General features: G+C 73.4%; 19 protein-coding genes. 17 read left to right on the top strand and 2 right to left on the bottom strand.

From position 1 onward, the window contains the following. The first annotated feature begins 113 nt into the window (after positions 1-113). Entirely contained in the window at positions 114-1,139 is a 1,026-nt protein-coding gene (locus ACIQ87_RS38455) for an ATP-dependent 6-phosphofructokinase (RefSeq protein WP_402416601.1), read from the top strand. Between the two features lie 23 nt (positions 1,140-1,162). After that, on the top strand, positions 1,163-1,960 hold the full coding sequence (gene thiD / locus ACIQ87_RS38450) for a bifunctional hydroxymethylpyrimidine kinase/phosphomethylpyrimidine kinase (RefSeq protein WP_402416598.1): 798 nt from the start codon (positions 1,163-1,165) through the stop codon (positions 1,958-1,960). 154 nt (positions 1,961-2,114) lie between these two features. Here the strand turns inward: thiD and rpmB are convergent, their stop codons facing one another. Beyond that, positions 2,115-2,300 carry a 50S ribosomal protein L28 gene (gene rpmB, locus ACIQ87_RS38445; RefSeq protein WP_014138233.1) on the bottom strand — a complete coding sequence of 62 codons (186 nt, stop codon included), beginning with the start codon at positions 2,298-2,300 and terminating at the stop codon, positions 2,115-2,117. Between the two features lie 282 nt (positions 2,301-2,582). On the opposite strand from rpmB, the gene ACIQ87_RS38440 reads away from it, so the two are divergent. The 10 genes from ACIQ87_RS38440 to mutM all read left to right on the top strand — a co-directional run bounded on the left by ACIQ87_RS38440 (position 2,583) and on the right by mutM (position 12,571). Further along, complete coding sequence (locus tag ACIQ87_RS38440; RefSeq protein WP_402416596.1) at positions 2,583-4,214, top strand: DAK2 domain-containing protein; 1,632 nt, start codon at positions 2,583-2,585, stop codon at positions 4,212-4,214. Positions 4,215-4,285: 71 nt separating this feature from the next. Then, positions 4,286-6,505 carry an ATP-dependent DNA helicase RecG gene (gene recG, locus ACIQ87_RS38435; RefSeq protein WP_402416593.1) on the top strand — a complete coding sequence of 740 codons (2,220 nt, stop codon included), beginning with the start codon at positions 4,286-4,288 and terminating at the stop codon, positions 6,503-6,505. Positions 6,506-6,608: 103 nt separating this feature from the next. Continuing rightward, a complete protein-coding gene (locus ACIQ87_RS38430) occupies positions 6,609-7,142 on the top strand; it encodes a hypothetical protein (RefSeq protein WP_402416590.1) in 534 nt (177 codons plus the stop codon). 129 nt (positions 7,143-7,271) lie between these two features. Further along, positions 7,272-7,853 carry a 16S rRNA (guanine(966)-N(2))-methyltransferase RsmD gene (gene rsmD / locus ACIQ87_RS38425; RefSeq protein WP_402416587.1) on the top strand — a complete coding sequence of 194 codons (582 nt, stop codon included), beginning with the start codon at positions 7,272-7,274 and terminating at the stop codon, positions 7,851-7,853. Positions 7,854-7,902: 49 nt separating this feature from the next. After that, positions 7,903-8,394 (top strand): pantetheine-phosphate adenylyltransferase, encoded by a 492-nt coding sequence (gene coaD, locus ACIQ87_RS38420; protein WP_402416585.1) that lies wholly within the window; start codon positions 7,903-7,905, stop codon positions 8,392-8,394. A 187-nt stretch (positions 8,395-8,581) separates the two neighbouring features. Further along, on the top strand, positions 8,582-9,802 hold the full coding sequence (locus tag ACIQ87_RS38415) for an ATP synthase F0 subunit B (protein WP_402416582.1): 1,221 nt from the start codon (positions 8,582-8,584) through the stop codon (positions 9,800-9,802). 174 nt (positions 9,803-9,976) lie between these two features. Then, positions 9,977-10,621: a YceD family protein gene (locus ACIQ87_RS38410; RefSeq protein WP_402416579.1), complete on the top strand. Its 645-nt coding sequence runs from the start codon at positions 9,977-9,979 to the stop codon at positions 10,619-10,621. Positions 10,622-10,623: 2 nt separating this feature from the next. Further along, positions 10,624-10,797 carry a 50S ribosomal protein L32 gene (gene rpmF, locus ACIQ87_RS38405; RefSeq protein ID WP_030056747.1) on the top strand — a complete coding sequence of 58 codons (174 nt, stop codon included), beginning with the start codon at positions 10,624-10,626 and terminating at the stop codon, positions 10,795-10,797. A 20-nt stretch (positions 10,798-10,817) separates the two neighbouring features. Next, positions 10,818-11,606, top strand: coding sequence for a ribonuclease III (gene rnc / locus ACIQ87_RS38400; protein WP_402416576.1), 789 nt, complete (start codon positions 10,818-10,820; stop codon positions 11,604-11,606). An 86-nt stretch (positions 11,607-11,692) separates the two neighbouring features. After that, on the top strand, positions 11,693-12,571 hold the full coding sequence (mutM, locus tag ACIQ87_RS38395) for a bifunctional DNA-formamidopyrimidine glycosylase/DNA-(apurinic or apyrimidinic site) lyase (protein WP_402416573.1): 879 nt from the start codon (positions 11,693-11,695) through the stop codon (positions 12,569-12,571). Between the two features lie 64 nt (positions 12,572-12,635). On the opposite strand, the gene ACIQ87_RS38390 is transcribed toward mutM, so the two are convergent. Beyond that, complete coding sequence (locus ACIQ87_RS38390) at positions 12,636-13,556, bottom strand: hypothetical protein (protein WP_402416570.1); 921 nt, start codon at positions 13,554-13,556, stop codon at positions 12,636-12,638. Between the two features lie 320 nt (positions 13,557-13,876). On the opposite strand from ACIQ87_RS38390, the gene ACIQ87_RS38385 reads away from it, so the two are divergent. From ACIQ87_RS38385 to ftsY, 5 genes are all read left to right on the top strand, one after another. Next, positions 13,877-15,217: a hypothetical protein gene (locus tag ACIQ87_RS38385; RefSeq protein ID WP_402416568.1), complete on the top strand. Its 1,341-nt coding sequence runs from the start codon at positions 13,877-13,879 to the stop codon at positions 15,215-15,217. A 99-nt stretch (positions 15,218-15,316) separates the two neighbouring features. Continuing rightward, positions 15,317-15,616, top strand: a complete 300-nt coding sequence (locus ACIQ87_RS38380) for an acylphosphatase (RefSeq protein ID WP_350524600.1) — start codon at positions 15,317-15,319, stop codon at positions 15,614-15,616. A gap of 446 nt (positions 15,617-16,062) precedes the next feature. After that, positions 16,063-16,266 carry a hypothetical protein gene (locus tag ACIQ87_RS38375; protein ID WP_270143783.1) on the top strand — a complete coding sequence of 68 codons (204 nt, stop codon included), beginning with the start codon at positions 16,063-16,065 and terminating at the stop codon, positions 16,264-16,266. 155 nt (positions 16,267-16,421) lie between these two features. Continuing rightward, positions 16,422-20,012, top strand: coding sequence for a chromosome segregation protein SMC (smc, locus tag ACIQ87_RS38370; protein WP_402416564.1), 3,591 nt, complete (start codon positions 16,422-16,424; stop codon positions 20,010-20,012). A 67-nt stretch (positions 20,013-20,079) separates the two neighbouring features. Then, positions 20,080-21,315, top strand: a complete 1,236-nt coding sequence (ftsY, locus tag ACIQ87_RS38365; RefSeq protein WP_402416562.1) for a signal recognition particle-docking protein FtsY — start codon at positions 20,080-20,082, stop codon at positions 21,313-21,315. Positions 21,316-21,471 lie beyond the last annotated feature (156 nt).

The raw sequence follows: 21,471 nt of genomic DNA, 5'->3' as shown, positions 1-21,471 counted from the left end.
CTCCGGTGTGCGGGGGACGGGATTCGCGGGTGCGTTGTGCGTAGGCTTGCGCCATCCCAGCCGCCCGTCCGGCGCGGATGGTCCGAACCACTGCGAGTGGGAGCACACCACAGATGCGCATCGGTGTACTGACCAGCGGCGGCGACTGCCCCGGCCTCAACGCGGTGATCCGCTCGGTGGTGCACCGGGGCACCGACGTCCACGGGGACGAGATCGTCGGCATCCTGGACGGCTTCCTCGGACTGATCGAGGGCCGCACCAGGACCGTCACCCACGACGACGTCACCGGCCTGCTCACCCTCGGCGGTACCGTCCTGGGCTCGGCCCGGGTGCGGCGGGACCGGATCGCCTGGGCGGTGGAGAACGCCAAGACGCTGGCCCGGGAGATCGGCATCGACGCGCTGATCGCGGTCGGCGGCGAGGGGACGCTGACCGCCGCCAAACTGTTCAGCGACGCCGGCCTGCCCGTGGTCGGGGTGCCGAAGACCATCGACAACGACATCGACGCCACCGACATGACCTTCGGCTTCGACACCGCCGTCCACGTCGCGACCGAGGCGATCGACCGGCTGAAGACCACCGCGGAGTCCCACCAGCGCGTCATGGTGGTCGAGTTGATGGGCCGGCACACCGGCTGGATCACCCTCACCGCAGGCATGGCCGGTGGCGCCCACGGCATCCTGATCCCGGAGAAGCCCTTCGACATCGAGGCGGTGGCCCGGATAATCGAGGACCGCTTCGCGCGCGGCAAGAAGTTCGCCATCATCGCCGTCGCCGAGGGTGCCTGCCCGGTGCCCGGCACCATGCGCTTCGACCACGGCGAGGTCGACCAGTACGGCCACCGGACCTTCGGCGGGATCGGCAACCGGCTCGCGCACGAGCTGGAGAACCTGCTCGGCAAGGAGGCCCGCCCGGTCATCCTCGGCCACGTCCAGCGCGGCGGCACCCCGACCGCCCTCGACCGGGTGCTCGCCACCCGGTTCGGCTGGCACGCCGTGGAGGCCGTCCACCGGGGGGCGTTCGGGCACTTCACCGCGCTGCGCCGGACCGGCATCGAGCTGCTGCCGATCGGCGACGCGGTGACGCGGCTGAAGACGGTGCCGCGGGACCGCTGGGCGGAGTCCGAGGCGGTGCTCTGAGACCGCGCGGGTAGGTTGGGGCCATGTCCTCCACCGCACCCCCCCGCGTGCTCACCGTCGCCGGATCCGACTCCGGCGGCGGCGCCGGCATCCAGGCTGACCTCAAGGCGATGCTCGCCCTCGGCGTCCACGGCATGAGCGTGATCACCGCCGTCACCGCGCAGAACTCGCTCGGCGTCCAGGGCTACTGGGAGCTGCCCGCCAAGGCCGTCCGGGCGCAGTTCCGCAGTGTGGTGGACGACATCGGGGTGCAGGCCGTGAAGACCGGCATGCTCGCCTCGGTCGAACTCGTCGAGACCGTCGCCGAACTGCTGGCCGGGGTGGACGCCCCGGTGGTGGTCGACCCGGTCGGGGTCTCCAAGCACGGGGACGCGCTGCTGGTCGCCGAGGCCGTCGCGACCGTCCGCGAGAAGCTGCTGCCGGTCGCCACCCTGGCCACCCCCAACCTGCACGAAGTGACCCAGCTCACCGGGCTGACCGTCGAGGACGAGTCGCAGATGCTGGACGCCGCCAAGGCACTGCTCGACCTCGGGCCGCGCTGGGCGCTGGTCAAGGGCGGCCACCTGGAGGGCGAGGCCGCCGACCTGCTGTACGGCGGACCGGACGAGGTGCACTGGTTCCGGGCACCGCGCTACGACAACCGCCACACCCACGGCACCGGCTGCACCCTGGCCAGCGCGATCGCCTCCGGCCTGGCCAAGGGCGAGCCGCTGCCGCGGGCGGTGGCCTCGGCCAAGGAGTACATCACCGGCGCGATCGCCGGGGGCTTCGCCCTGGGCGCCGGCATCGGCCCGGTCGACCACGCCTGGCGCTGGCGCTGAGGAACCCGGGAAAACAGAGGTGGGCGGGCTCCTGGATGGAGTCCGCCCACCACTGGTGAGTCCGGAAATCGGCGTAGCCGGCCACGGAAACAGCGAAGCCGGCTCATCCGAGGATGAACCGGCTCACTGGAGGACCGGCTTGCCGGTCTGCGCGTCAGCGCGAGACCTTACCGGCCTTGATGCACGAGGTGCAGACGTTGAGCCGCTTCGGCGTCCGCCCAATCACAGCGCGCACCGTCTGGATGTTGGGGTTCCAACGACGGGGGGTACGGCGGTGAGAGTGGGAGATGCTGTTGCCGAAGCCCGGCCCCTTGCCGCAGACGTCGCAGTTGGCAGCCACAGGAGTCACTCCAAGACTTCAGATCAGATACTTTCGAAAACCCCGCTCAACCACCAGAACACTCACGTGAACCAGACCGGACAAGGGGGTGAGCCTGGACGGTTCCAGGCAACCGGAAGAGCATACAACGCTTGCTTCCGTCCCACGAAACTACCATGACCGGCCGAGTGATCGCTCCGGTCGCCGGTCCGGACGGCCCCACCCGGGCCCCGATAACCTGCCGGTATCACCCCTCGCCGTTCATGGCCCGGCCATGTCGGCGTCCCATCCGGAGGAGACCTGGTGCTGCACACGCTCGACGCCCCGGCCGTGCGCACCTGGTGCCAGCTCGCCCTCCGCGCGCTCGGCCAGGCCCGCGAGGAGATCGACGCGCTCAACGTCTATCCCGTCCCGGACGGCGACACCGGCACCAACCTCTACCTGACCGTCGAGTCCGCCGCCGCCGAGGTGGAGAGCCGCTTCGCCGACCCCGCCGCCGACCCGGCCCCCGGGCTGGCCGACACGGTCCGGGCGATGGCCCGCGGCGCGCTGGTCGGCGCCCGCGGCAACTCCGGGGTGATCCTCGCCCAGTGGCTGCGCGGCACCGCCGAGACGCTGGCCGAGGGCGGCGGCGCCGAACAGCTGCGGGCCGCCCTGCAGCGGGCCGCCGACTCCGCGTACCAGGCCGTCGCGGAGCCCGTCGAGGGCACCCTGCTGACCGTCGCCCGGGTCGCCGCCCGGGAGGCCGTACGGGCCGGGGACGGGCTCGCGCAGGTCGCCGACACCGCCTACCGGGCCGCCCGGGACGCGCTGCGGCACACCCCCGAGCAGCTCGCCGTGCTGGCCGAGAACGGGGTGGTGGACGCCGGCGGGCGCGGGCTGGTGGCCGTCCTCGGCGCGCTCGCCGACGCCGTCGCCGGGCAGCAGCCGATGGGGCCGGTCGCGCTGCGCGGCGACATCCGGGCCGTCGAGAGCTGCGAGACCCATCTCAGGCCGCCCGGCCCCGGCCACCCCGCCTTCGAGGTCATCTATCTGCTGGACGCCCCCGACGAGGCGCTGCCCGCGCTGCGTGCGCGGCTCGGCGAACTCGGCGACTCGCTGGTGATCGGCGGCGGCGACGGCCTGTGGAACGTCCACGTCCACGTGGACGACGCGGGCGCCGCCGTGGAGGCCGGGGTCGGGGCCGGGCGCCCGCACCAGATCCGGATCACCCACTTCGCCGAGGCCGCCGCCCGCTCCGGCAGCGCCGCCGAGCCCGGCGAGCGCGAGGAACGGGCCCGGGCGGTGCTCTCGGTGGTCTCCGGCGGGGGCCTGGCCGAACTCTGCGAGCAGGCCGGCGCCGTCGTCCTGCACGCCGACCCGGACCGCCCGCCGGCCAGCGCCGAACTCGCCGCCGCGGTGCGCCGCTCGGCCGCCCGCGAGGTCGTCCTGCTGCTCAACGACCCCGAGCTGCGCGCCGCCGCCGGGGCCGCCGCCGACCAGCTGCGCGAGGAGGGGGTGCGGATCGCCGTCCTGCCCACCCGCTCGCCGGTGCAGGGACTGGCGGCGCTGGCGGTGCACGAGGGCGGCCGCCGCTTCGACGAGGACGTGGTCGCCATGACCTCCGCCGCCGGGGCCACCCGGTACGCCGAGCTGGCCGTCGCCGAGGGGGAGTCCTGGACGATGGCCGGGGTCTGCCAGGCCGGGGACGTGCTCGGGCTGATCGACGGCGACGTCGCGGTGATAGGCGCCGGCCTGGCCGAGGTCGGCGAGAGCGTGCTGGACCGGATGCTCGGGGCGGGCGGCGAACTCGTCACCCTGATCCTCGGCGAAGGCGCCGACGAGGCGCTCGCCGAACGGCTGGTCGCCCACGTCCGGCACCGGCGGCCAGAGGTGGACGCGGTGGTCTTCCACGGCGGCCAGGAACCGGCGCCGCTCCTCATCGGGGTCGAGTAGCGCCGCCCCGGAGGCGGACGGGCGGGCGACCAGCGCCGTTCTGTCCGTCCGGTGGTGTAGACAGGGGCCTGATGGGCGCTCTCGATGAACCACTGACCAAGCTCGTCGGCGACCGCACCGCGAAGGTGCTCGCCGACAGCCTCAAGCTGCGCACGGTCGGGGACCTGCTGCACCACTATCCGCGCCGCTACGTCGAACGCGGCCAGCTCACCAGCCTGGACGAGCTGGAGGTCGACGAGCACGTCACCGTGCTGGCCCGGATCGAGAAGGTCACCCTGATCCCGTTCCGCGGACGCAAGGGCGACCGGCTGGAGGTCGTCGTCACCGACGGCCGAAGCCGGCTCTCGCTGGTCTTCTTCAACCAGGGCTGGCGGCAGAAGGAGCTCAAGGCCGGCGCCCAGGGCCTGTTCGCGGGCAAGGTCGGGGTCTTCAACCGGACCCGCCAACTGGTCTCCCCGGACTACCAGCTGCTCGACGAGGACGCCGGGTCGGACGCCGCACGGCAGTTCGCCGGCCGGCTCATCCCGGTGTACGGCGCCAGCGCGCAGATGCCCAGCTGGAAGCTGTCGATCTGCATCGAGACCGCGCTCACCAAGCACCTCGGCGACGTCGGCGAACCGCTGCCCGCCGAACTGCGCGAGCGGCACGACCTGATCCCGCTGCCCGAGGCGCTGGAGCTGATCCACCGCCCGCGCGGCCACGCCGACCGCGAGCGCGCCCAGAGCCGGCTGCGCTGGGACGAGGCCTTCGTGCTGCAGGTCGCCCTCGCCCAGCGCCGGGCAGCCGACTCCGCGCTGCCCGCCAAGCCGCGCCGGGCCCGCGAGGGCGGCCTGCTGGACGCCTTCGACGCCCGGCTGCCGTTCACCCTCACCGAGGGCCAGCAGAAGGTCTCCGCCGAGATCGCCGCCGACCTGGCCACCGAGCACCCGATGCACCGGCTGCTCCAGGGCGAGGTCGGCTCGGGGAAGACCCTCGTCGCCCTGCGCGCCATGCTCGCCGTGGTGGACGCGGGCGGCCAGGCGGTGCTGCTGGCGCCCACCGAGGTGCTCGCCCAGCAGCACCACCGCTCGATCGTCGAGATGATGGGGGACCTCGCCGAGGGCGGCATGCTGGGAGGCTCCGACCTCGGCACCCGGGTGGTGCTGCTGACCGGCTCGATGGGCGTCCCCGCCCGCCGCCAGGCGCTGCTCGACATGGCCTGCGGGGACGCCGGGATCGCCATCGGCACCCACGCGCTGATCGAGGACAAGGTGCAGTTCCAGGACCTCGGCCTGGTCGTGGTGGACGAGCAGCACCGCTTCGGCGTCGAGCAGCGGGACGCGCTGCGCGCCAAGGGCGAGCAGCCGCCGCACCTGCTGGTGATGACCGCCACCCCGATCCCGCGCACCGTCGCGATGACCGTCTTCGGGGACCTGGAGACCTCCGTCCTGGACCAGCTGCCGGCCGGCCGCTCGCCGATCTCCACCCACGTCGTCCCGGCCCTGGAGAAGCCCAACTTCCTCACCAGGGCCTGGGAACGGGTCCGCGAGGAGGTCACCAAGGGCCACCAGGCGTACGTGGTCTGCCCCCGGATCGGGGACGAGGAACCCGCCGCCGACTCCGGGAAGAAGCGCCGCAAGGCCGCCGAGGAGGACTTCGAGGAGGTCGCCGACGCGGGCGCCGCGAGCGACGAACGGCGGCCCCCGCTCTCGGTGGTGGAGACGGCCGACAAGCTGGTCAGGGGGCCGCTCGCCGGGCTGCGGGTGGAGATCCTGCACGGCCGGCTCGCACCGGAGGCCAAGGACGAGGTGATGCGCCGGTTCGCGGCCGGCGAGGTGGACGTGCTGGTCGCCACCACGGTGATCGAGGTCGGCGTCAACGTCCCCAACTCCACCGCGATGGTCATCATGGACGCCGACCGCTTCGGCGTCTCCCAGCTCCACCAGCTGCGCGGCCGGGTCGGCCGCGGCAGCGCGGCGGGCCTGTGCCTGCTGGTCAGCGACATGCCGGGGGGCAGCGCCGCGAGGGCCCGGCTGGACGCGGTGGCGGGCACCCTGGACGGCTTCGAGCTGTCCCGGATCGACCTCGAACAGCGCCGCGAGGGCGACGTGCTGGGCCAGGCGCAGTCCGGGGTGAAGTCCTCGCTCAAGGTGCTCTCGGTGCTGGAAGACGAGGAGGTCATCCTCACCGCCCGCACCGAGGCCACCCGGCTGGTCGCCGAGGACCCGGAGCTCGCCGCCCACCCGGAGCTGCGCACCGCGCTGGAGAGCCTGCTCGACGAGGACCGCGCGGCCTACATGGAGAAGGGCTGAGCCGTTCCGGCGGAGCCGGATTGTCAGACCCCCGGGAGAGAATGAAGGTGTTCAGGGCGCACCTCCAAGGTGCGTACCTGGCACGACACTTGGGGGTCATGCCATGGCATTTCGTCATCTCAACGAGCTCCCGCTGGGCGACAAGGTCTTCCGGATCGAACTCGCCAGCGACGACGACCGCGAAGTCACCCTCACCCTGACCGGCTGGCGCGAGGGGGCGGCCGCCGCACCGCTCGCCTCGGGCCGGCTCCGCCTGCCGGTCGAGGACGTCGCCTCGCTGCGGATCGCGCTCAACCGCGCGCTGCGGGCGCTGGCGATCGTCGCCGACGTCTCCGAGCCCATCCCCGACCGCGACGTGCTGCGCGAGCTGTACCCCGGCCACGGCGCCCCCTGGGTGCCGCAGCACGAGGAGGAGCTGGTCCGGCGCTTCCACGACGGCGAGACCGTCGCCCGGATCGCCGCCCGCTTCGGCCGCACGCCCGACTCCGTCCGGACCAAGCTGCGCGAGCTCGGGCACGACCCGCGCCGCCCCGAGTTCTGCCCGCCCGACGGCTGCCTGTCCTGGTCCCGCTACGCCTCGCCGGCCCTGCTCGGCGCGAGCGCCCCGGCCCGGGCGGCGGACTCCGAGGCGAGCTGACCACCCGTGGGTGACGGTGCGGTCCGGCGGGAGCGTCCCGCCGGGCCGCACCGGTCCGGCACCGGCGCGCCCCCGCGGGTCGGGGCGGGATAGCGTGGTCGGGCAGCGACGAAAGGACCTCCCACCACCATGACCCGCGTGATCGCCGGGGCGGCCGGCGGCCGCCGGCTGGCCGTACCGCCCGGCCGGGGCACCCGACCGACCTCCGACAAGGCCCGCGAGGCGATGTTCTCCACCCTGGAGGCGCTGCACGGAACCGTGCGCGGAACCCGGATGCTGGACCTGTTCGGCGGATCGGGCGCGGTCGGGCTGGAGGCGCTGTCGCGCGGCGCCGAGCACGTCCTGCTGGTCGAGGCGGACGCCCAGGCGGCCCGGGTGATCCGGGAGAACGTCCGGACGATCGGCCTGCCCGGCGCCGAGGTGCGGGCGGCCAAGGCCGAGAAGGTGATCGCGGGCCCGCCTCCGCAGGCCCCGTACGACCTGGTCTTCCTCGACCCGCCGTACGTGGTGACGGACGAGGAGGTCCGCGAGATGCTGATCACACTCCGGGCCGGGGGCTGGCTCACGGAGGACGCACTCGTCACCGTGGAGCGCAGCACCCGCGGCGGCGGCTTCGACTGGCCCGAGGGCTTCGAGGAGCTCCGCTCCCGCCGCTACGGCGAGGGCACGCTCTGGTACGGTCGCGCCGCCGCGGCCGGCGAGCAGGACTAGCGGGCCGCCGCCCGCAGCAGCCGTCACCCCACGAGGGAGCACACACGCCATGCGCCGAGCCGTCTGTCCCGGTTCGTTCGACCCGATCACCAACGGCCACCTCGACATCATCGAGCGGGCCTCGAAGCTGTACGACATGGTGCACGTCGCGGTCCTGATCAACCGGAACAAGCAGGGCATGTTCACCGTCGAGGAGCGGATCGGCCTGATCGAGGAGGTCACCGCCGGCTTCGGGAACGTGGTGGTCGAGTCGCACCACGGCCTGCTGGTGGACTTCTGCCGGGAGCGCGGCATCCCCGCGATCATCAAGGGCCTGCGCGCCGTCAGCGACTTCGACTACGAGCTCCAGATGGCCCAGATGAACCACGGTCTGAGCGGGGTGGAGACGCTGTTCGTGCCGACCTCGCCGACGTACAGCTTCCTCTCCTCGACGCTGGTCAAGGAGGTCGCCTCGTACGGCGGCGACGTCTCGCACCTGCTGCCCGCGACGGTGCACGGCCGGCTGGTGGAGCGGATCGCGGAGCGCAAGGCGCAGCAGTAGTCCGCCGCCGTCCCTTTCCTGCCGGTTCGTCATGGCTTGTCCCGCGGGCGGCAGACCGGTTCGGCTGAGGCGTTGTGACCGTGCCCGGCCGTGGCCGTACAGTCTGTATTCCTGCCCTGCGGTGAGGTCCACCGCGTCGGGCCTGCCTCCGCCGGACCGTCGGCGGCACACGGAAAGACGAAGCCCCGTGGACGTGCAGAACAAGGTCGACGAGATCGTGGCGGCGGTCGAGAACGCCCGCTCGATGCCGATGTCGGCCTCCTGCGTGGTGAACCGGGCCGAGCTGATCGGCCTGCTCAACGACCTCAAGTCGGCGCTGCCCGCCGAACTGGCCCAGGCCCAGTCGGTGATGGCCGACCACGAGCAGGTGGTGGCGGGCGCCCAGGCCGAGGCCGACCGGATCATCCAGGGCGCGCACGCCGAGCGCGGCTCGCTGATCTCGGACACCGAGGTGGTCCGCCGGGCCCAGGCCGAGGCCGACCGGATCCTCGCCGAGGCGCGCGCCGAGGTCGACACCAAGCGGGCCGAGGCCGACGACTACGTGGACAGCAAGCTCGCCAACTTCGAGGTCGTGCTGACCAAGACGCTGGGCGCGGTCGGCCGCGGCCGCACCAAGCTGCGCGGCGACTCCGGCGTCTTCGAGACCGAGCCCGACGCCGAGAGCGACGGCGAGGAGTTCCGTCCGCAGCGGATCAGCCCGAGCCCCGAGGTCGACGAGTACGTCGATGTGAAGCTCGCCACCCTGGAGAACGTGCTCGGCGCCACCCTGGAGGCCGTCGGCAAGGGCCGGGACAAGCTGCTCGGCAAGCGGCCGATCGACGAGCTGGGCGCCTACCTCGCCGCCGCCGACCAGGCCCAGCAGGCCAAGGAGCGGGCCGAGGCGGTGGCCGCGGGCTTCGCCCACGACCCCGAGGGCGACGACATCGCCTGGTACCGCGAGGACGTCCCGCAGCAGCAGACCTGGCCGGAGCAGACCCCGGCCGCGGCCGAGTGGCAGGCCCCCGGCACCGACCAGTACGCGGCCGCCCAGCAGCCGGGCGGGCAGTACGCCGAGGTGTACGGCGGCGGTTACGACCCGGCCGGCCAGGGCGACCCGTACAACACCCAGTGGGGCCAGCAGCAGGGCGGCTACCAGCAGCAGGGCTACCAGGACCAGCAGGGGGCGTGGGGGCACCCCCGGCCGGAGGCCGGGGGAGGCTATCCCCAGCCGCAGCCGGGCTACGCCGCGCAGTCGTACGACGGCTACACCTATCCCCAGCAGCCCACCGCGCCGCCGGCCGTGCCGCACCAGCAGCAGGGCCAGCAACAGGCCCAGCAGCAGGGCCAGGGGCAGGGCCTGGACGAGACCAGCTTCTTCGACACCAGCATGATCGACATGACCAGGCTGCGGGAGCTCGGCGGCCGCTGAACCGGCCCCGGCACGGCGGTGCGGGAGTCTCCTGACGGGACCGAAGTTGGGCCTGACGGGAGACTCCGGTAGTCTGACCACTCCGGCCCCTCCATGTCCGGCTGTCGGCTTGCCCTCGCAACGCCGGTCCGGACGGAGGCGCCACCGAAGATCCCCCCAGGAAGTCAGGACACCGTGAACCGCCTCGACCACCGCGACCCCCTCGTGTTCGACACGCACGAGCTCGGTCGGCGTCCGGGCTCGATGCGCAAGGTGAGCCGGACCCTGGAGGCCCCCGAGGGCTTCGGGATCATCGACGTCATCGGCGTGCCGGAGAAGAGCCCGATCGACCTGGAGTTCCGCCTGGAGTCCGTGGTCGAGGGCGTGCTGGTCACCGGCACCGCCGAGACCCACGTCGAGGGCGAGTGCGTCCGGTGCCTGGAGCCCGTCGGGTTCGACATCGACGTGGACTTCCAGGAGCTGTACTACTACCCGGAGTCCGACGAGCGCCACCGCGCCCGGACGACCGGGACCGAGGACCTCGACGAGGACTCGGAAGAAGAGACTTACCGTCTGGAGGGCGACTTCTTCGACCTCCAGCCGGTGCTGCGTGACGCGGTGGTGCTCGCACTGCCGCTGCAGCCGGTGTGCCAGGAAGACTGCCTGGGCCTGTGCTCCGAGTGCGGAGCGCGCCTGAGTGACGACCCGGCGCACCACCACGATGCCGTCGACCCCCGGTGGGCGGCTCTGCAGGGACTCTCCGCCGCCCCCGGCGACGAGGGTGACGGATCTAAGAACAGCGACACCCGTGAGGGTCTCGCCGAGAACCAGGAGAAGTAGCCGTGGCTGTTCCGAAGCGGAAGATGTCGCGCAGCAACACGCGCCACCGTCGGTCCAACTGGAAGGCCGTCGTTCCGGCCCTCGTGGCGTGCGACCGCTGCCACGAGCCGAAGCTGGGCCACATCGCGTGCCCGAGCTGCGGCACGTACAACCGTCGCCAGGTCCTCTCGGTCTGATCGGCGGGGTGTACGGATCGATGTCGGACGGTAACTCCACCCGCAAGGCGTCCACCACCCCGAAGGGTTCTTCGGGCGGCGGCAAGGCCGGCGGGCCGGCTTCGACCGAATACGACGTCCTGGAAGGGCGCCTCGGGTACACACTCGAGCGCGCCCTTCTGGTACGTGCCCTGACCCACCGCTCGTACGCGTACGAGAACGGTGGGCTGCCCACCAACGAGCGCCTGGAGTTCCTCGGCGACTCGGTGCTGGGCCTCGTGGTGACCGACACCCTCTACCGCGTCCACCCGGACGTCCCGGAGGGCACGCTCGCCAAGCTGCGCGCCGCGGTGGTCAACTCCCGCGCGCTGGCGGACGTCGGCCGCGGTCTGGACCTCGGCGCGTTCATCCGCCTCGGCAAGGGCGAGGAGGGCACCGGCGGCCGCGACAAGTCGTCGATCCTCGCCGACACCGTCGAGGCCGTGATCGGCGCCGTCTACCTGGACCGGGGACTGGACGCGGCCACCGAGTTCGTCCACCGGCTGTTCGACCCGCTGATCGAGGAGTCCTCTCAGCTGGGAGCCGGCCTGGACTGGAAGACCAGCCTGCAGGAGCTCACCGCCTCGGTGGGCATCGGCGTGCCGGAGTACGTGGTCATGGAGTCCGGTCCGGACCACGAGAAGACCTTCACCGCGGCGGCCCGGGTGGCCGGCGAGGACTTCGGCAGCGGCGTCGGCCGTTCGAAGAAGGAAGCCGAGCAGAAGGCCGCCGAGAGCGCCTGGCGCGCGATCAAGGAGAAGTACGCCGACCGGCTGCCCGCGGGCGCGTAGCGCGAGCACGGCCGGCGCCCCGGGCACGGGCGCGTCGAAGTAGCCTTCACTCCTGCTGATCCGTACCGAGCAGGAGGCGTGTTCCCGTGCCCGAACTTCCCGAGGTCGAGGTCGTCCGCCGTGGTCTGGCCAACTGGGTGGCCGGGCGGACCGTCGCCGACGTCCAGGTGCTGCACCCGCGCGCGGTGCGCCGCCAGCCGGCCGGCGCGGCCGACTTCACCGCCCGGCTCACCGGCACCACCCTCGGCACCGCGCAGCGCCGCGGCAAGTACCTGTGGGTGCCGCTGGCCGGGACGGGCGCGGGCTTCTCACTGATCGGCCACCTCGGGATGAGCGGCCAGCTGCTCGTCCAGGACCCGTCCGTGCCCGACGAGACGCACCTGCGGGTGCGGTTGCGCTTCGCCGACGGCGGGCGCGAACTGCGCTTCGTCGACCAGCGGACCTTCGGCGGCCTGGCGGTCGAGGAGGCCGAGGACGGGGACCCGGAGGGCACCCCGGTGTCGATCGCGCACATCGCCCGCGACCCGCTCGACCCGCGCTTCGACGACGCCGCCTTCGCGGCCGCGCTGCGCGCCAAGCGGACCACCGTCAAGCGCGCCCTGCTCGACCAGACCCTGATCAGCGGCGTCGGCAACATCTACGCCGACGAGGCGCTGTGGCGCGCCAAGCTGCACTACGACCGCCCGACCGCGACCCTCACCCGCCCGCAGGCCCTGCTGCTGCTGGCCAACGCCCGGGACGTGATGACCGCGGCGCTCGCCGTCGGCGGCACCAGCTTCGACAGCCTCTACGTCAACGTGAACGGCGAGAGCGGCTACTTCTCCCGGGACCTCGACGCCTACGGCCGCGAGCAGGAGCCCTGCCGGCGCTGCGGCACCCCGATCCGGCGGGCGGCCTGGATGAACCGCTCCAGCTACTTCTGCCCCAGCTGCCAGCGGGTGCCGCGCGCCCGCAGCGGAGGCTGAGCCGTCGGGCGTGCCCCGCGGACCTCCGCCCGGTCGGACGGGGTCCGCGGGGCACGCCCCGCCGCTACTTCCGGGTGAGTTCGGGCTCCTGGACGGCCGGCTCCCCGGGCGTGCCGTGGGTGTCCTGGCCGAAGTAGGCGACCCCGACCGCGGCGACCACCGCGAGCAGGAAGCCGATCACGCCGAGCCAGCCCAGGCCGGCCTTGGAGGAGTCGCCGAGCCAGAGCACGCCGACCGCGCCGGGCAGCACCGTCTCGCCGACCACCAGCGCGGCGGTCGCGCCGTTCACCGAGCCGATCTGCAGCGCCACGGTGTGGATGTACATGCCGCCGAGGCCGCCGACCAGGACCGCGTACAGCGCCGGGTCGGAGAGCAGCTCGCCGAACGCGAACGGCTCGATGCCGTTGAGGATGCGCACCCCGACGCCCAGGGCGCCGAAGCCGAGGCCGGAGAGCAGACCGGCGACGATCGCGCCGTTGGCGCCCATCCGCCGCACCAGCAGGCTGCCGCCGACCAGCAGCACGGTGGTGATGATCAGCAGCCACCAGTGGAAGGACATCGCCGCGTGGTGGCCGCCCTCCGGCCCCGCCGAGACGGCCAGCAGCACCAGCGCCGAGCAGAGCACGGCGATCGACGCCCACTCCAGCTGCTTGAGCCGGATCCCCAGCAGCTTGATGCTGAGCACCGCGGTGATCACCAGGTTGGCGCTGATGATGGTCTGGGACAGGAACAGCGGCAGCAGCCGGGCGGCCAGTGCGCCGAGCCCGAAACCGATCAGGTCGAGCACCGTGCCGAGGATGAACTCCCAGGTGACGGCGGCCTTCGCGGTCGAGGACAGGCTCGGGCCGCCGTGCTCGGTGGTCGCGGTGGTGGCGCCCTTGGCGGCCTCCTCCCGGGCGGAGCGGCGGGATCCGACGGCCTGGAGGACCGAGCCGGTGCCGTAGCAGGCGGATGCCGCCACGGCGGTGACGAGGCCGATGATCACCAAGTGCTCCGATCGGGAGTGGGGTCAGGAACGAGCTGGGTAAAGAAAAGGCAATGGGACCGGTGGTCCGGGACCACTATGCCCGTTCGCACGGTACGGTCGGCACGCCCCCCGCATCGCCCCGGAGCCCGGCCGGACCCGCCGGAACGTACGTCCGGGAGCCGCGCGGGGTTCCCGCCCGGAGCCCGCCTCAGGGGTGGCTGGGGGGAACATCATCCCCGAGGAGGGGAGCGGACCCGGCGGACGGCGGGGACCCTTGTCAGTACCAGTATGCGAAGGGTATGGCGTGCTCGGGCGCCGGTCACGGTAGCGTCGAGGGCATGAGAACCCTTGCACGACGTTCCCGGGGCGCCGGGCCGCTTGCCCTGGTGGCGGCGCTGCTCGGGCTGCTGCTCCTGGTGGCGCCCGCGGCCTCGGCGGCCGGCGGGCTGAGCGATGCCGCGGCCACCCTGAAGAAGGGCCGGGTCTACGTCGCCCCGGCCATGACCAGCCGCTTCAGCGAGTCCCAGGCGGACGCCCTGAGCAAGAAGATCGACAAGGCCGACAAGCCGATCTTCATCGCGGTCATCCCCGACTCCGCGTACGCGAAGTCCACCCTCCCGGACCTCCGCACCCTGGTGGGCGTCGACGGCGTCTACGCGGTCTGGCACGACGACAAGCTCGACGCCGGCGGCGACCGCGGCGCGATGAGCGCCGGCCAGGCGCAGCGCATCGCCGGCGCGGCCCAGCGCTCGAACGGCGGCGACATCGACGCCACCCTGAACTCCTTCGTCGACCAGGCCGCTCCGCAGACCAAGGGCACCGGGGTCAACCACAGCACCTCGATCGCCTGGGTGGTCATCCCGCTGGTGCTGGTCGCGCTCGCCGGCACCGGCGTCTTCCTGCTGTTCCGCCGCGCCAAGAAGCGCAAGGAGGAGCAGGCCCGGGCCGAGCTGCGGCAGCTGCGCCGGGTCGTGGACGAGGACATCACCGCCTTCGGCGAGGAGCTGGACCGGCTGGACTTCAGCCCGGCCGCGGCCGACGCCGACGACGCCCAGCGCACCGACTACACCCACGCCCTGGACTCGTACGAGAAGTCCAAGCGGCTGATGGACGAGGCGAAGAAGCCCGAGGACGTCAAGCAGGTCACCGAGGCGATCGAGGACGGCCGCTTCTCGCTGGCCACCCTGGCCGCCCGGCGGGAGAAGCGGCCGCTGCCCGAGCGCCGTCCCCCGTGCTTCATGGACCCGCGGCACGGCCCGTCCGTCAAGGACGTCGACTGGGCCCCGGCCGGTGGCTCCGCCCGTGCCGTGCCGGTCTGCCAGGCCGACGCGGACCGGGTGGCGGCCGGCCTCGACCCGGCGATCCGCACCGTCGACACCGACCACGGCCCGCAGCCGTACTGGAACGCCGGCCCGGCGTACGCCCCGTACGCCGGCGGTTACTACAGCGGCTTCGGCGGCGGCGGTCTGCTGCCCGGCCTGCTGGTCGGCACCATGCTCGGCTCGATGATGAGCTCCCCGGCCTACGCGGCGGCGCCGATGATGGACGGCGGCTACCAGGACCAGTACGAGGGCGGCGACTTCACCGGCGCCGACTTCAACCCGGCCGACTTCGGCGGCGGGGACTTCGGTGGCGGTGGCGACTTCGGTGGTGGCGACTTCGGCGGCGGGGACTGGTAGTCCGCCGAGCCGACCGACCAGGTCAGCGGCCCCGCCGGTGCTCCGGCGGGGCCGCTCCCGTTCGCGCGGGGACGCGCGCGGGGGGCTAGGGTCTGGGGCATGCACGGTCGCGACGCCCACAGTGAGGAACCGGTCCGGGTGACCGCCTGGGTCCGGGGGAAGGTCCAGCAGGTCGGGTTCCGCTGGTGGACCAGGGCACGCGCACTGGAGATCGGCCTGACCGGCTACGCCAGCAACCTCGGCGACGGCCGGGTGCAGGTGGTGGCCGAGGGGCTCGCGGCCGACTGCGAGCAGCTGCTGGCCAGGCTGCGCGGCCCGGGGACCCCTGGGAACGTCAGCGGGGTCACCGAGATCTGGACGGCCGTCGGCCCCGGCTACGAGGGCTTCGAGATCCGCTGAGCCGCCCCGGGCCCGCCCCACGGCGGCCCGGCGCACCGCTCGCCGCTCGGTCCGGCAGGCGGGCTTCCGCGAAAAGATCGGGAACTGGCGGTGTCACGAGGTTGCCATCCGGGCAGACTCGTGGTTGACTCCGCATCGAACGATGATCCACGAGCACGGGGTGGACCGGGCCCGAGGCCCCCAGGCGTGACGACTCCGCCGGGCAGGTGACAGGGGCGCGGTAGCGTGCGGTGATCGTGTTGACCCTTTCCGTCTTTGGTGAGACGCTGGAAGCCCGCGCACACGACCGCGTTCTCCCGGCAGGCGCATACCCTCGTGAGCCCAGCTCACGGTGTTGTGCCGTAGTGCCCAGCCAGCACTTCCGGTGACGCGCCGCGCGTGCGTCCCCCTTCCCCCTAGACCTGGACCGTTCCGGTTCGGTCACTCAGCGTGGAGGACCATTCATCATGGCAAAGGCGCTTCTCGGGTACGTCGGCGGCCCCGACCCGCGAATGCTCTCCGAGATGCGACGGCTTCAGCAGCGCGTCCAGGATCTTGAAGCCGAGCTCCTTCGGATGCAGGCTGAGAACGACGCTCTGACCGCTGTCGCTGGCGAGCACTCGCTGCTCAACAGCATCGATCTGGATCAGCGGGAGCCGGCTCTCACCTGAGTCCCGCCCGGTCCTCGCAGATCGACGCCGCTGTGCACTGAGCCGCCCCGAAAGGGACGCAGCTTGCAAGGGACGCCCGGATGTGGCGTCCCTTCGTCGTGTCCGGCTCCGGATACAGTCGGTTCCTGTCGTGAGCGATCGAGGGGACCGGCCGCGTGCACCTGAAGAGTCTGACGCTGCGCGGGTTCAAGTCCTTCGCCTCCAGCACCACCCTGCGCTTCGAGCCCGGCATCACCTGCGTCGTCGGACCGAACGGCTCGGGGAAGTCGAACGTGGTCGACGCGCTGTCCTGGGTGATGGGCGAGCAGGGGGCCAAGTCGCTGCGCGGCGGCAAGATGGAGGACGTCATCTTCGCCGGGACCAGCGGGCGCGCCCCGCTCGGCCGTGCCGAGGTCAGCCTCACCATCGACAACGGCGACGGCGCCCTGCCGATCGACTACTCCGAGGTGACCATCACCCGGACCATGTTCCGCAACGGCGGCAGCGAGTACGCGCTCAACGGCGAGACCTGCCGCCTGCTGGACATCCAGGAACTGCTCTCCGACTCCGGCATCGGCCGCGAGATGCACGTCATCGTCGGCCAGGGGCAGCTGGACTCCGTCCTGCACGCCGACCCGATGGGCCGACGCGCCTTCATCGAGGAGGCGGCCGGCGTCCTCAAGCACCGCAAGCGCAAGGAGAAGGCGCTGCGGAAGCTGGACGCGATGCAGGCCAACCTCAACCGGGTCCAGGACCTGGTGGCCGAACTGCGCCGCCAGCTCGGACCGCTCGGCCGACAGGCCCGGATCGCCCGCCGGGCCGCCGGCATCCAGGCCGACCTGCGCGACGCCCGGCTGCGGCTGCTCGCCGACGACCTCGGCGCGCTGCGCCGGGCCGTCGAGGCCGAGGTCGCGGACGAACTGGCGCTGCGGCTGCGCCGCACCACCGTCGAGCAGGAACTGGCCCGCGCGGTGCAGCGCGAGCGCGTCCTGGAGGCGCAGGTCCAGCAGCTCGGCCCCGGCCTGGAGACCGCCCGGCAGACCTGGTACCGGCTCTCCGCGCTGGCCGAGCGCACCCGCGGCACCGTCGGGCTGGCCGAGGCCCGGGCCCGGCACGCCGCCGCAGGGGGCCGGGGCGAGGAGCGGCGCGGGCGGGATCCCGAGGAGCTGGAGCGGGAGGCCGAGCAGGTCCGCGAGCAGGAGGCCACGCTGACCGAGGCGCTGGAGGAGGCCCGGTACGCGCTGGCCGAGGCCGTCGAGCGCAAGGGCGGACTGGAACGGGACCTGGCCGCCGAGGAGCGCCGGCTGCGGGACGCCGCCCGGGCCATCGCCGACCGCAGGGAGGGCCTGGCCCGGCTGCAGGGGCAGGCCGCCGCCGCCCGGTCCAAGGCCGCCGCGGCGCAGGCCGAGATCGGCCGGCTCACCGAGGCCAGGGACGAGGCGCTGCTGCGCGCCGGGGCGGCCCAGGGCGAACTGGACGAACTCCAGCAGCAGGTGGACGGCCTGGCCGGGGACGACGAACAGGCCGAGGACCGGTACCGGCGGGCGCGCGAGCGGCTGGCCGCCGTGGAGGCGGAACTGGCCGCGGCCCGGGAGACGGCCGGCGCCGCCGAGCGCGAGCGGGCCGGGCTGACCGCGCGGCACGAGGCGCTCTCCCTCGGGCTGCGTCGCAAGGACGGCACCGGGGCGCTGCTGGAGGCGGGGGAGCGACTGGGCGGACTGCTCGGCCCGGCGGCCGCGCTGCTGCGGATCGAGCCGGGGTACGAGGTGCCGATCGCCGCGGCGCTCGGCGCGGCGGCCGACGCGGTGGCCGTCGACTCGCCGTCCGCCGCCGCCGGGGCGCTGCGGCTGCTGCGGGCCGAGGACGCCGGCCGCGCCGCGCTGCTGATCGCCGGTGCCGCCGAAGTGGCGGAGGCGGCGGGGGAGTTGCCCGCCGGCGCCCGCTGGGCTGCCGAACTGGTGGACGGCCCGGCCGAGTTGCTCGGTGCGGTCCGGCGGCCGCTGGCCGGAGTGGCGGTGGTCGAGGACCTGGACCGGGCGCTGCGGCTGGTCGCCTCGCGGCCCGGGATCCGCGCCGTCACCGCCGACGGGGACCTGCTCGACGCCGGCTTCGCCCAGGGCGGGTCCGGCGGTGCGCCCAGCCTGCTGGAGACCCAGGCGGCGGTGGACGAGGCGGCCCGGGCGATCGGTGAACTCACCGCCCGCTGCGCCGAGTCGGCCGAGCGCCTCGCCGAACTCACCGAGCAGCGACGGGAGTCGGCCGCCGAGGTGGAGCAACTCGCCGAGCGGAGGCGGCAGGCCGAGAAGGACCGGGCCCAGGTCGCCGGGGCGCTCGGCCGGCTCGGCGGGCAGGCCCGCGCCGCCGCCGGGGAGGCCGAGCGGCTGTCGGCCGCGGCCGCGCGGGCCGAGCAGGGGCTGACCGAGCTGCTGGACGGCGCCGAGGAACTGGCGCGGCGCCTGGCCGCCGCCGAGGAGTCGGCCCGGGCGGGGGAGGACGAGCCGGACGCCGCCGAACAGCAGCGGCTGGCCGAGGCCGCGAGCGAAGCCCGGCAGGCCGAGCTGGAGGCCCGGCTCGCGGTGCGCACCCACGAGGAGCGGGTCCGCGCCCTGGCGGGCCGGGCCGACCAGCTGGACCGGGCCGCCCGCGCCGAGCGCGAGGCGCGCGCCAGGGCCGCCGAGCGCCGCCGGCGCGCCGAGCACGACGCCTCGGTGGCGAACGCCGTCGCGTCGGGCGCCCGGCAGCTGCTGGCCTGCCTGGAGGTGTCGCTGGCCCGCGCGGACGCCGGGCGCGCGGCCGTCGAACAGGCGCGCGCCGAGCGCGAGCAGGAGCTGCGCGAGCACCGGGAGCACGGCCGCGGGCTCAAGGAGGAGCTGGACAAGCTCGTCGACGCCGGGCACCGGGACGAGGTGCTGCGGGCGGAGAAGCGGCTGCGGAGCGAGCAGCTGGAGGCCCGCGCGCTGGAGGAGTTCGGCATCGACGGCGGCGAGCTGCTCGCCTCGTACGGGCCGGACCAGCCCGTCCCGCCGTCGCCCCCGCAGGACGGGACGGAGCCGGGGGAGCCGTACCCGTACGTCCGGGCCGAGCAGGAGAAGCGGCTGCGGGCGGCCGAGAAGGCGTACCAGCAGCTCGGCAAGGTCAACCCGCTGGCGCTGGAGGAGTTCACCGCGCTGGAGGAGCGCCACCGCTTCCTCGGTGAGCAGCTGGACGACCTCAAGCGCGGCCGGCGCGACCTGATGGACATCGTCCGGGATGTGGACCAGCGGGTCGAGCAGCTGTTCACCTCGGCCTATCACGACACCGCCGCCCAGTTCGAGGGCGTCTTCGCCCGGCTCTTCCCGGGTGGGGAGGGCCGGCTGGTGCTGACCGACCCGGACGACATGCTCGGCACCGGGGTCGAGGTGGAGGCCCGCCCGCCGGGCAAGAAGGTCAAGCGGCTGTCGCTGCTCTCCGGCGGCGAGCGCTCGCTGACCGCGGTGGCGCTGCTGGTGGCGATCTTCAAGGCCAGGCCCAGCCCGTTCTACGTGATGGACGAGGTGGAGGCGGCACTGGACGAGACCAACCTGCGCCGGCTGATCGGGATCATGGAGGAGCTGCGGGAGAGCTCCCAGCTGATCGTCATCACCCACCAGAAGCTCACCATGGAGTCGGCCGACGCCCTCTACGGCGTGACGATGAAGGGCGACGGCATCTCCCAGGTGATCAGCCAGCGGCTGCGCGAAGAGCACCGGGAACGGCGCCCGCGGGCGGTACGCACCGCACCGGCGTAGTACGCACCGCATCGGTGTGGGTCGGCTGCGGTCCATCCGGGCCCCGGTCGCGGATACTGGAGCGGTTATGGAATACGTGATTCTTGCCGTAGTCATCGCCGTGATCGCCATCGGTGCGATCGCGGGCCTCGTCGTTTCCGGCAGACGACGCCAGCAGCTGCCCCCGAAGTCGCAGGCGCCGGTCATCACGGCGCCGAAGCCCACCCCGCGGGAGCCCCAGGTCGGCGAGGAGTCCGCGCCGCCGACCGAGGCGCCCCGCCGCACCGTCGAGGAGGTGGAACTCCCGGCGGAGCCGGAGGTCGCCGAGGCCCCCGAGACCGTCGAGGCCGTCGAGGTCGTGCCCGCCGAGGCCGAGGCGGCGCCCGCCGTCGAGGTCCCCGAGCCCACCGCCGGCCGGCTGGTCCGGCTGCGCTCGCGGCTCTCCCGTTCGCAGAACTCGCTCGGCAAGGGCCTGCTCTCGCTGCTCTCCCGGGAGCACCTGGACGAGGACACCTGGGAGGAGATCGAGGACACGCTGCTCACCGCCGACGTCGGTGTCACCCCGACCCAGGAGCTGGTCGAGCGGCTGCGCACCCGGGTGAAGGTGCTCGGCACCCGTACGCCCGACGAGCTGCGCGCGCTGCTGCGCGAGGAGCTGGTCGAGCTGATCGGCAAGGACGCCGACCGCACCGTCCGCTCCACCAGGCACGAGGAGGGCCCGGCAGTGGTCCTGGTGGTCGGCGTCAACGGCGTCGGCAAGACCACCACCACCGGCAAGCTGGCCCGCGTCCTGGTCGCCGACGGCCGCAGGGTGGTGCTCGGCGCCGCCGACACCTTCCGTGCCGCCGCCGCCGACCAGCTCCAGACCTGGGGCGAGCGGGTGGGTGCGCGCACCGTGCGCGGCCCGGAGGGCGGGGACCCGGCCTCGATCGCGTTCGACGCGGTCAAGGAGGGCATCGCCGAGGGCGTCGACACCGTGCTGATCGACACCGCCGGCCGCCTGCACACCAAGACCGGCCTGATGGACGAGCTGGGCAAGGTCAAGCGGGTCGTCGAGAAGCACGGCCCGGTGGACGAGGTGCTGCTGGTGCTGGACGCCACCACCGGCCAGAACGGCCTGGTCCAGGCCCGGGTGTTCGCCGAGGTGGTCGACATCACCGGCATCGTGCTGACCAAGCTGGACGGCACCGCCAAGGGCGGCATCGTGATCGCGGTCCAGCGCGAGCTGGGCGTGCCGGTCAAGCTGATCGGCCTGGGCGAGGGCGCGGACGACCTGGCTCCGTTCGAGCCGGGCGCGTTCGTGGACGCGCTGATCGGGGACTGACGCCCTCCCCGTACGTGCGACGGTACGTACACCAGGGCGCGCGAAGGGCCCGCTCCCTCCTCTTGGGTTCTAGGAGTCGTTGCAACATCCCAGTTCAGGGGATGCATTGGACTTCGAGATCCGCAGGGACCGGACGGCCCAGGGGCCTGTGAAGCT

This window comes from Kitasatospora sp. NPDC096204, from assembly GCF_044763205.1.
GTDB lineage: Bacteria > Actinomycetota > Actinomycetes > Streptomycetales > Streptomycetaceae > Kitasatospora.
Note: the sequence above shows the minus strand (reverse complement) of the source record. Positions and strands in the feature narration are given on the sequence as shown.